Source organism: Bradyrhizobium sp. CCBAU 25338 (genome assembly GCF_028128965.1).
GTDB lineage: Bacteria > Pseudomonadota > Alphaproteobacteria > Rhizobiales > Xanthobacteraceae > Bradyrhizobium > Bradyrhizobium liaoningense.
In genome coordinates, this window is sequence record NZ_LFKY01000033.1 from 204222 (window position 1) to 213539 (window position 9318).

A 9318-nucleotide genomic window follows, 5' to 3' on the forward strand; every position below is an offset into this window, starting at 1 on the left:
CATGAATTGCGGCCCCCGAGTTGGATCTCGGAGGCCGCAACATCTCTGAACCGGTCTCGACTGGCGGCGCTAGTTCGAGTTGGTCTGGCCGCCCGGCCGGAGCTTGCGCGAGTGGGTCTGTTTCGGCTGCTGGGCGAACGCGTCGTTCGAGGCCTTCGCACCGCCGCTCTGCGAGCAGGTGCCGCCGATGCCGCCGGCCGCGGCGCGGCAGGCTTCCATCGTCGGGTAGCCGCAGCCGTGAGCGGCCTGCGCGCCGTTGGTGATGCAGAAGTCATCGGCCTTGGCAGCCGGTGCGGTCATCATGAGAAACGCGGATGCAAACAGCGTCGCAGCGGATGCGACGAACGTCTTCGAATTCGATGTCATGGTGTCTTTTCCTGCTTCAGGGTCTCACAAAGAGAGGCCTCGGCATGCCAACACGCTGAGGTTCGCACCTCGCATTTAGGCGGCGCAGGGGAACCGGCAATCACGGTTCAGCGCATTGCAGGGCTTCCCAAATCACATGTCACAGTTAGGTGAGTGACTCATGCATTAAAATTCGGATTACGTGAAATTCTGATTTGGCGGGAGCATTTCCGATCTATCCTGCCGGGGCCGCCGCGGCGACCTCCTGCAACGGCAGCGGCACATCCTTGGCGACGCCCAGCACGGGGAAGCTGCGGACGTTCTTCACATCAGGCATCGCCGCGAAATGCAGGAGCTGCTGGCGCATGCTCTCGACGCTCGGCGCCACGCATTTCAGCAGATAGTCGGTGTCGCCCGATATCCGCCAGCACTGCTGGATGCGCGGGATCGCTGATATCGAGCTCTCGAACGCCTCCAGCACCGGCTGGGCCTGGCTGCCGAGCTGGATCGAGACGAACGACACCACCTCAAAGCCGAGCCGCCGCTCGTCGATGACGGCGCGCACCGCCCGGATCACGCCACGGCTGAACAGCGACTTCAGCCGCCGCAGGCAGTTCGGCGCAGACACGCCGACGCGCAGTGCCAGCTCGTTGTTGCGCACCCGCCCGTCCTGCTGCAGCTCGGACAATATCTTCAGATCGACGCCGTCGAGCTGGTCACGCCCCGCCATACCCCGCCTCGCCATGAGCTCGACATGAGCTCGTCATGCGAGGCAACGAAGCACGTGGCGGAATTGATGCCAAGGGCGGGCCCCGGGGCCCGGCACTGGATGCGACGTTAGAGCGTACGGGCGGATACCTCTCTCGGCCGCCATGGCCGGGCTGTCCCGGCCATCGGCGTTCCCTCACGCGGGCCCGCGAAGCAGATGCCGCCCGCCCCTCAATGCGTCCAGGGCTCTCCGCGGCGGAACGAGAAATTATCCGCATAGGCGACCGGGCGGCGGATTGAATCCTGCGGCTCGATGACCTGGTAGGCGATGCCCTTGCGCTCGCAATAGGCGACCGCCTCTTCCTTGCTGTGGAAGCGCAGCGTGATCTGCTGCTTCATGTCGCCGGACGACGTCCAGCCCATCAGCGGCTCGACCGAGCGCGGCTGCTCCGGCTCGTAATCGAGCTGCCATTCCTTCGTCTTGGACCGGCCGGATTGCATCGCGTTCTTGGCAGGCTTGAAAATGCGTGCGGTCATGGCTGGTCCGGGCCTCTTCGTCTTTTCGTTCGATTTCGATGCGTCACGGTGGCAGTTGGTGGAAACCTCAGGGATAGTATAGAGAAACCGATCGGGACTTGATCGGTGATTCCGGCCCCCGGCCCCCTCGCCAACGGTATAGTCATTATGCTGCACCGTGACAATTCCGTACCTGCCCTCGGCGCCGGGATCCCGCCCGGCGGCACTGCCTCATCAGCCTATCCGATCTCTTCGAGAGCTCCCGTCGCATGGCCTTCCTGAACATCAGTGCAACGCTTCCCGACAAGGGCCGCGATCTCCGGCTCGACCTGTTTCGCGGCGTCGCGAACTGGGCGATCTTTCTCGACCATATCCCCGACAACGTCGTGAACTGGATCACGACCCGCAATTACGGCTTTTCCGACGCGGCCGACCTGTTCGTCTTCATCTCCGGCTATACCGCCTCCTTCGTCTATGCGCGGATGATGCTGGAGCGCGGCTTCATCGTGGGCGCCACGCGGCTGACCAAGCGGGTCTGGCAGCTGTATGTCGCCCACATCATCCTGTTCGTGATCTACATCGCCTCGATCAGCTATCTGGCGCTGCGCTTCGGCGATTCCGAGATGATCAACGAGTTCAACGTTGCCGGCCTCGTCGACAACGCCACCGAGACGTTGCGCCAGGGCTTGTTCCTGCGCTTCAAGCCGCTCAATCTCGACGTGCTGCCCCTGTACATCGTGCTGATGGGCCTGTTTCCGCCGGTGCTTTGGTTCATGCTGCGCAAGCCCGACCTGACGATGGTCCTGTCGATCGTGCTGTGGCTGGCCGCGCGCCATTACGGCCTCAACCTGACGGCCTATCCGGCCGGTCAGTGGTACTTCAACCCCTATTGCTGGCAGGTGCTGTTCGTGTTCGGCGCCTGGTGCGCGCTGGGCGGTGCACGCCGTTCGATGGCGCTGATCAATTCGCCGATCACGCTCTGGGTCTGCCTCGGCTATCTCCTGTTCGCGCTGGTCATGACCATGGCCGGCCGCTTCCCCACCTTCGGTGGCATGTTCCCGGAATGGCTGTTCTCGGCCTTCAACCCGAATGACAAGACCAACCTTGCGCCGTATCGCTTCCTCCATTTCGTGGTGATCGTGATCCTGGTGATCCGCTTCGTGCCGAAGGAGTGGCCGGGGCTGGAGTGGAGGGTGTTCGATCCCTTGATCGTCTGCGGCCAGCAGTCGCTCGCCGTGTTCTGCGTCGGTGTGTTCCTGTCGTTCGTCGGCCATTTCGAGCTGTCGATGAGCTCGGGGTCGCTGCTCGCGCAGATCTTCGTCAGCGTCGCCGGCATCGCGATCATGACGACGGTGGCCTATTACATCTCGTGGTCGAAGAAGCAGGACAAGCCGCTGAAGCCGCCACCGCCCAAGCCGGCGGCAGCCGCGGCCTGAGCCGGAGAGGCCCTTCGGAGCGCGACGTCCGGTTGCCACGCTTTCTGAGCCGGGATCGCATTGACATGAGTCAACAGAGACGGCGGCGGCGGCACGCATAGTGTTGCCACGACCTGCGCCCCCGCTCTGCCGTCGGCAACCTCCTCTAGCACAAGGCCCAGACACATGCCCTCTCACTTCCACGCCGTGGTATGGATCGACCATTCGCAGGCCAGGATCTTCCATCTCGGCCTGAGTGGCTCGGACGAAGTCACGCTGCATCCGCAACTGCCGACACGACATCTTCATCACAAGGCGAATGAGATCGGCAGCGGCCATGCTGCCCCCGACAAGGCATTCTACACTGAGGTGACCAAAGCCATCGCCGATGCCGGCGAGATCCTCATCATCGGTCCGGCGAGCGCGAAGACGGAGCTTGCCGGCCACATTCACGCGAGCGCACCCGATCTGGCCAAGCGGATTGTCGCGGTGGAAGCGGCCGATCATCCCTCGGACGCCGAGATCGTTGCCTACGCGAAGCGTCACTTCAAGATGCCGCTGCCGCGCGTGCAGACGCCGGGATCAGCAATAGGCGAGCGGCACTCGGGTTAGGACTGCACGGCCTCAACGGCCCGGGGCGCGATGATGTCTCATCCCGATCTCACCGCGCTTCAGGCCGCCTCTTCGCCGTCGAACTCGGTGAATTTCTTGTAGATCCAGTCGCGGCCGTCGCGGCGGCGCCAGACCTTGCCGACCACGAACTGCCTATTGATGGAGCGGCGCGGCACGATCACTGTCCAGAGGTGCCAGATATCGGTCCAGCTGGACTGCGGACCAATGGTCTTGAGGTTGCGATCAAGAGACATGTGGCGGAACTCGCTGGCGCAGAACTCAACCGATGGGCGCCGCGACGAACCGTGATCTGGTGGTCGCACGGATTGAAGGCCGCCCATCGCGAGCCGGGACCGACCTGATAACAGCCACCCGGACGGCCGCAACAAACGCTCGCCTTTAACCTAACCGATCAACCTTACTTCTTGGGATGGAGCGGCGATCGGGTGACTTTCCAGCGGACGTCGAACTTTGAAAACAATCGGAGCTTGGAAATCATCGGCGTGCGGGGGGAAAAGCGCAACGCCGCGCAAGCGGAATATCATCGCTTGGCGGCGTCCGTTAGGCATTGGGCGCTGAAATCCCCAACACACGTATGTCTGTGACAACAGCCAAAGGTTCGATGAATCTTTGGCAATTCTGCGCGGCGCGGCCCCTCACCAACGGCTTGAAAAATCGCGCAGAAGTCGTGTGGCGCAGGCTATGAACGCCAGGGCTTCGAAGGGCTCGGACAGACCTCTCGCAAACGGCTCACGACGCAATGCGCCGCCTGCCCCTGCCTCGGCGATCAAGCCGACTGGGACGTGGCGCTGGCGTTCGACGCGCTGCCGGACGCGTTCTGGGCATTGGTCCCGAGCGCGCCTTGCGCGTTGTAGGTCTGCCCGGACGGACTGCCCTGACTGGCTTGCGTGCTCACGGAGGTCTCGACCTCCGTGGTGCCGTCGGAATAGGTAATGGTAGTGGTGGTGACGCCGTCGATGGTCATGGAGACCTCGCTGACGATGGTCTTGGCCGAGCCGCCGCCGCCCGATCCCGAGCTTCCACCCGCCGATTGCGAGGACGATTCCGACGAGGTCGATGAGGCGGCGGCCGTCGACGAGGCCGCCGAGGTTGAGGATGCCGCAGACGTTGAGGATGCCGCAGACGACGACGCCGTCGCGGTCGGTGCGGACGTCGTCACGGCCGCGGTGGTAGATGCAATCGCGCTGATCGACATGCAGACCTCGCTCGAAGGAGACATCGGGCAAAGCGCCGGTTGCGCGCCCCCGATCCTCCCTTCAACGCATACAGCCCGCAAAGCAGGCGCGGCCCTGCGAAAAATTCAGCCCGGCAGGCATTTTACGGGCCCGGCCGGAGCAACCAAACGCAGCACCGTGCGTTGCAGGTTTTTCCCACCGATCTTGAGGCGTCCGTGAATGTCGACGATCAGCGCGCGCCCGCCATGGACGGACAGTGGTCTCGTCTCACGTCCGTGTGAGCAGGCGCGCGGCCGGTGAATTTCTGCGAGCGAGCCGAGACCAATGATGAGCAGGCCGCATGGCAAGGGGGAGCAGTGAGCCAGATCGATACGACCGAGAAACTACCCGACGTCCCGGAGACCGGAAGCTCGCTGTTGCCGCTCTGCGGACTTGCCGTGGCCGGGATTGCAATGCTGGGCTGGATCTGCGCCCTCGCCTGGGGCGCCTGGCGGCTTGTTGACTGGCTGCTGTTCTGAGCGGAGTTGCGGTCGCAGGTCTGCGATCCCATGCCCTGCGAGCCTTCTCGGGACTGGTCGGGGCAGCTGGATTGGTTCTGCCCCTACCAAAAGCCCAGCAAAATCAATAAACGATTGAATCACAAAGGCTTATTAGCTAAGGATAGCCCCATCAACTGTTACGACTCCGTATTACGAGGGGCTGATGGGACTGGCATCAAACATCCAACGGCGGGGCGGCTCGGCCGTCTATTACGTCCGGCTCGCGGTGCCCAAAAAGCTTCAGCCCGTCATCGGCAAGAAAGAGATTTGGAAGAGCACCGGGGTTCGGGAGCCGAAGGCGGCGCGCATCGCCGCGCTGCCCATTCTGGCGAAGTACAGGGCGCAATTCGAAGAGCTGGCCCAGCGGCAAGAGCCGACGCCCGGCGACCTACAGGCGGCCGTCTGGCGGCACTATGAAGCGGTCCTAGAATATGACCGGCAAGAGCGCGCGCGAATGCCAACGTCCGCCCAGATCGCAACCGCCAAAGATCGTATCCTCGCCGATATTCAGTCCGGCGCTGTTCCGTGGTCCGATGACCCCGGCGTTCAGCTTGGCGCCGCCCTAGACATCATGGTGATGAAGGATGCGCCCGCCTATGCGCAGAAGCGCCGGGCCATCAAGCTGGCCCAGGTTCGCAAACATCTCGCCACTGGCGAGACGGGCGCGATCGAATGGGCGGCGGACGCTGTGATTGAGCAGGAACGGCTTCTCATTGAAAAGGGCTCCCCTGCCTACCGCGATCTCTGCCAGAAGCTACAGCGCGCCGAGATACAGGCGCTGGAACGCTCTGAGGAGCGCGACCGGGGGAACTGGTCAGGCACCCCCACTGATTCGGCTGTAGCGCCCGCAGACCCTACGGCGGGCCGCAAGAAAGCCGCGCCCGGTGAAGGCCTCTGGGAACTCTATGATCGATTCGAGAGCGAGAAGAAGGCCTCGGTCAGTCTCGACACCTGGACGCAAAACCGCGTGATCGTCGGGTTGTTCTTTGAGTTCATTGGCGAGACCTCGCACGTCTCAGCGATTACCCGGAAGGCGGTTCGCGACTGGAAGCACGCCCTGGCCTCCTGGCCCGTGAAGGCCCTCAAGATCAAAGAATTCGAGGGGATGACCTTCCGCAAGATCATCGAGGCAAACAAGACGATCGGCAAGCCGACGATCAGCGAGAACACCACCAACCGCTACCTGTCCGCCATCGCAGGCTTTTGCGAATGGCTGCTCAACAATGAATACATCGAGCAGGACGTGATCCGAGGCATGTTTCTCGCGATCGACAAGAAAAAGCAGAAGGTGTTCCCCTATTCGGACGATCAGTTGCGGACCATCTTCAAATCGCCGCTGCTCACGCGCTGCGCTGGCGACGACCAGGAACATAAGCCCGGTGATGTTGAGATCCGGGATTGGCGCTATTGGTTGCCACTGATCGCGATCTATAGCGGCGCCCGGCTGGGCGAGCTGGCGCAGTTGATGACGGCCGACGTTCGCCAGCTTCATGGCGTGTGGATTTTCCATGTCACGCGCGAGGGCTCCCGCCTCAAATCGACCAAGACGGACGGCAGTCAGCGCGTGGTGCCCGTGCATAGCGAGCTGATCAAGATGGGCTTCCTCGACTACCACGCGGCCATGGCCGCACGCCGCGAGGCCCAGCTATTCCCCGAATTGAAGCCGGACACCCGGGGCTTTTTCTCCCGGACGCCCTCCCGGTTCTTCGCTGGCTACTTCAAGCGAATTGGCGTCAAGACCGACAAGCGGCACAACTTCCACAGCTTCCGGCATGGCGTCGCCGACGCCTTCCGGGCCGCTGGCTACCTCGACGAACAACATGGGGTGTTGCTAGGGCACGCGAAGGCGACGACGACGGGCAGATACGGCATTATGCCGGAAGGGCCGCTGCGGGACCGCGTGAAGATGATTGAGGCCATCAGATATAGTCTGATGGTTTAGGCGAATCACGTCAGTCGGGGGGCCCGTGGCCAAAACGGTTATCAATTTGCCTTATGGCGACAACAATCAGTTTCTCTCAAGCTCTACCGCCAATGCTGGTGAACCCATTATCTTCCACTACACCAGAGCGGCTGGCGCACTCGGTATCATGCAGAGCGGCGAGATGTGGTGCACGCTTGCCAGCCATATGAACGATCGAGTTGAGGGAAAATATGCCCACAGTCTCGCCCGGAGCATTGCCTATAGCGAATTGCAAAAAAGCACTGATAGCCTCCGAAGCAGTTTCATGAATGAATTTACGGAGCAGCTTGCCCGCTACCAACACCGGATGGTTTATGCGGCCTGTTTTTCGGAGGCGGAAGATTTGCTAAGCCAATGGCGCGGCTATACCGGCAAATTTGGTTATGCTCTCGGTTTCTCGCTCAAAAGCCTTCAGACGGTCGCGGCGCAACAACATTTTTTGCTTCAGCCGGTTAAGTACCAGTTTGCCGAGCAGCGGGACATGCTTCGCCCGATCGTCCTAGACCTGATCAGCAAATATAACCCGGACCTGGATCACGACGAACATCGCGAGCAGATTGATGAGGTGTTCGCTCCCGCAATGAAGAGCATTTCTGAGAAGTCCGCGGTCATAAAACACCCATCGTTTTCGGAGGAGCGGGAATGGCGGCTTCACTCCCATCCCCTATCGCTGTTGCAGGATCGTACCGATTTCGTGGTGCGGGACGACCAAATCGTCCCAATCGTGAAACTCAAATTGGACAACGGCACATCAAAGCATCGCAACACTTTCATTGAACAGCGCGATATATGCCTTCGGAGCTGCGTCATTGGGCCGGGACCCGACCCAAGAGAGAGGCTCGATGCAATGTGGGCTGTTTCTACACGCTATGGCGTGCGGCTGGACCAGTTAATCGAGTCGGCGGCGCCGCTCAGATAGGGGAAAGGGCGCGGTGTGATCCACGCCCCTTCCTTCAAGCGAAACCTACTTTATCCGCATAGACAAATCCGCCGCTTCCGTCGTCCTGATCCAAGATCAGCACTGAGCCGAGTTTCGGATGGTGTCCCACAGTGACCAGCATCTTTGCGCCAATCACTCGGAGGTGTGTTGCCTCAGTTGTAACTTCCTTGATCACGTCAACCGAAACCTTGTTCGGGTCGAGAACTCCAAACTCTGTTACGCCGGGGTAATCGTCTGTCACCGTTATCTCCCTTGCCTCCTGAAAATAAACCCCTCCTGGGCAAGAGGCGACCAGGAGGGGTTCGTTGCGTTGCGTCGTGCTGCGGAGTGTGGCCTTGCGGCGCGGCGCGCTGCGGCGTGACGCAATTCGAATATAGCGACCGAACGTAGGAAAGACGCCGGGGCCAGTCAAAAATCCTAGAACGGCTGTTTGAATCCGCCATGGCATGCCATGGCGTCACTCTCGACAGCCGCCAACAGCGCCGCGCCATAGATTTCCTTCGGCCAATAGTCGCCATCCACGCCCAGGCAGTGCTTGACCTGATCGGCCGTCATCCGTCCGCTGCACGGGCATGGCTCAAGATGCGCCAGCCGCTCAGCCAATCCGGGACGATCATGGAGCCACGGCCCCATGGCGACCTTGATCAACTCAACGTCGCCCAGCCCGGCAACCTTGGTCACCCGCTCAACAACGATCGCGTAGAGTGAATTCGGCAAATAGCTTTCAGTCATTTTAGCCCCATTGATGATGCAACGGAACCGAAGTGAATCGATTTGCGGTCCGGCAGCAAGCGGCTGATTTCGACAAAGACGAAAATGTAAGTTGGTGCTGATATCGACCGCGAACGATATCCGGAGCTTGGCCGCTGAAAATATTCTTGATGTAAGCCATCGCTGACACCGGAGCGATCACCCGTAAATTTCCCAGGGTGACCGGGGCGATCCTGTAACGCAGCGTTACTGACCGGGGCGCTTTCGAGCGTTACTTGACCGGGGCGATCTGAGGCCTAGCGTTACATGACCCGGGCGATTTTCGGCCCTATGTAATTGAAAGCTCAAGAAATCATGACCGGGGCGATCCTGT

At 61.2% G+C, this 9318-nt stretch carries 13 protein-coding genes; 6 read left to right on the top strand and 7 right to left on the bottom strand.

The window, feature by feature from the left end:
* Positions 1-69 precede the first annotated feature (69 nt).
* The 3 genes from ACM42_RS13985 to ACM42_RS13995 all read right to left on the bottom strand — a co-directional run bounded on the left by ACM42_RS13985 (position 70) and on the right by ACM42_RS13995 (position 1590).
* Entirely contained in the window at positions 70-366 is a 297-nt protein-coding gene (locus tag ACM42_RS13985) for a DUF3551 domain-containing protein (RefSeq protein WP_028176449.1), read from the bottom strand.
* A 214-nt stretch (positions 367-580) separates the two neighbouring features.
* Entirely contained in the window at positions 581-1075 is a 495-nt protein-coding gene (locus tag ACM42_RS13990) for an Lrp/AsnC family transcriptional regulator (RefSeq protein ID WP_271528460.1), read from the bottom strand.
* Between the two features lie 209 nt (positions 1076-1284).
* Positions 1285-1590, bottom strand: coding sequence for an ETC complex I subunit (locus tag ACM42_RS13995; protein ID WP_014495449.1), 306 nt, complete (start codon positions 1588-1590; stop codon positions 1285-1287).
* 248 nt (positions 1591-1838) lie between these two features.
* Between ACM42_RS13995 and ACM42_RS14000 the strand changes: the two genes are divergently transcribed.
* Both ACM42_RS14000 and ACM42_RS14005 read left to right on the top strand, forming a co-directional pair.
* Complete coding sequence (locus ACM42_RS14000) at positions 1839-3005, top strand: OpgC domain-containing protein (protein ID WP_271528461.1); 1167 nt, start codon at positions 1839-1841, stop codon at positions 3003-3005.
* Between the two features lie 165 nt (positions 3006-3170).
* Positions 3171-3596 (top strand): translational machinery protein, encoded by a 426-nt coding sequence (locus ACM42_RS14005; protein ID WP_271528462.1) that lies wholly within the window; start codon positions 3171-3173, stop codon positions 3594-3596.
* A gap of 59 nt (positions 3597-3655) precedes the next feature.
* Here ACM42_RS14005 and ACM42_RS14010 read toward each other — a convergent pair whose 3' ends face one another.
* On the bottom strand, positions 3656-3850 hold the full coding sequence (locus tag ACM42_RS14010; protein ID WP_271528463.1) for a hypothetical protein: 195 nt from the start codon (positions 3848-3850) through the stop codon (positions 3656-3658).
* Between the two features lie 533 nt (positions 3851-4383).
* The gene (locus tag ACM42_RS14015) at positions 4384-4581 is read right to left on the bottom strand and encodes a hypothetical protein (protein ID WP_271528464.1); all 198 of its coding nucleotides are present in this window, start codon (positions 4579-4581) and stop codon (positions 4384-4386) included.
* Here ACM42_RS14015 and ACM42_RS14020 point away from each other — a divergent pair.
* The 4 genes from ACM42_RS14020 (at position 4574) to ACM42_RS14035 (ending at position 8213) form a co-directional block, all read left to right on the top strand.
* A complete protein-coding gene (locus tag ACM42_RS14020) occupies positions 4574-5011 on the top strand; it encodes a hypothetical protein (protein WP_271528465.1) in 438 nt (145 codons plus the stop codon). The genes ACM42_RS14015 and ACM42_RS14020 overlap by 8 nt on opposite strands.
* A gap of 137 nt (positions 5012-5148) precedes the next feature.
* On the top strand, positions 5149-5310 hold the full coding sequence (locus tag ACM42_RS14025; protein WP_271528466.1) for an RNA-binding protein: 162 nt from the start codon (positions 5149-5151) through the stop codon (positions 5308-5310).
* Positions 5311-5494: 184 nt separating this feature from the next.
* Positions 5495-7273, top strand: a complete 1779-nt coding sequence (locus ACM42_RS14030) for a site-specific integrase (RefSeq protein ID WP_271528467.1) — start codon at positions 5495-5497, stop codon at positions 7271-7273.
* Positions 7274-7298: 25 nt separating this feature from the next.
* A complete protein-coding gene (locus ACM42_RS14035; protein ID WP_271528468.1) occupies positions 7299-8213 on the top strand; it encodes a DUF2971 domain-containing protein in 915 nt (304 codons plus the stop codon).
* 34 nt (positions 8214-8247) lie between these two features.
* On the opposite strand, the gene ACM42_RS14040 is transcribed toward ACM42_RS14035, so the two are convergent.
* The gene (locus tag ACM42_RS14040; protein WP_271528469.1) at positions 8248-8475 is read right to left on the bottom strand and encodes a hypothetical protein; all 228 of its coding nucleotides are present in this window, start codon (positions 8473-8475) and stop codon (positions 8248-8250) included.
* A 176-nt stretch (positions 8476-8651) separates the two neighbouring features.
* Positions 8652-8966, bottom strand: coding sequence for a hypothetical protein (locus tag ACM42_RS14045; RefSeq protein ID WP_271528470.1), 315 nt, complete (start codon positions 8964-8966; stop codon positions 8652-8654).
* Positions 8967-9318: the final 352 nt, after the last annotated feature.